Origin of the sequence: Desulfopila inferna (genome assembly GCF_016919005.1) — a bacterium.
GTDB classification, from domain to species: Bacteria; Desulfobacterota; Desulfobulbia; order Desulfobulbales; family Desulfocapsaceae; genus Desulfopila_A; species Desulfopila_A inferna.
Genome location: NZ_JAFFQE010000062.1, coordinates 1 through 405 on the forward strand (window position 1 = coordinate 1; position 405 = coordinate 405).

Sequence of the window (405 nt, forward strand, 5' to 3'; positions counted from 1 at the left end):
GGCCGGCACCGGCCTGGGACTGGCCATCGTGCAATCGATCATGGCCTACCACGGCGGCCGCGCCGAAGCGGAAAGCGTACCGCAGCAGAAGACCCACCTGCGCCTGCTGTTCCCTTCGACGGGCGCTGCCTGACGCCGGTTTCAGCAACCGGCGCGGCGCCGCCACAGCCGGTACTCGCCGCAGAAACCGGCGAGGAACAGCGCCAGGCCGAGCGCCAGCAGGGTCCAGGGCGTCCGCAGCGGGGCGCGCTGGAGCGGCGGTTCACCGTGCAGCAGGACGAAGCATTGCAGCAGCGCCCAGAACATCGCGGCGACGCCGCCAAGCATGGCCAGGCGGCACAACCAGCCGAGCCAGTAGCCTCGGCGCGAGGGCATTTCCGGAAACTTCCCCGACACGTATTCACC

Annotated in this window: 2 protein-coding genes; one reads left to right on the forward strand and one right to left on the reverse strand. The window is 70.1% G+C overall.

The genetic code is table 11. From position 1 onward, the window contains the following. Positions 1-133 (forward strand): ATP-binding protein (locus JWG88_RS22295; protein ID WP_353740712.1); only part of this gene is annotated, 133 nt, incomplete at its 5' end. An 8-nt stretch (positions 134-141) separates the two neighbouring features. Here JWG88_RS22295 and JWG88_RS21450 read toward each other — a convergent pair. Next, entirely contained in the window at positions 142-375 is a 234-nt protein-coding gene (locus tag JWG88_RS21450; protein ID WP_003113319.1) for a hypothetical protein, read from the reverse strand. Between the last annotated feature and the right edge of the window lie 30 nt (positions 376-405).

Excerpts from the sequence above, each read along its gene's own strand:
- JWG88_RS21450 (WP_003113319.1), bottom strand. The coding sequence starts at position 375 with ATGCCCTCGCGCCGAGGCTACTGGCTCGGCTGGTTGTGCCGCCTGGCC.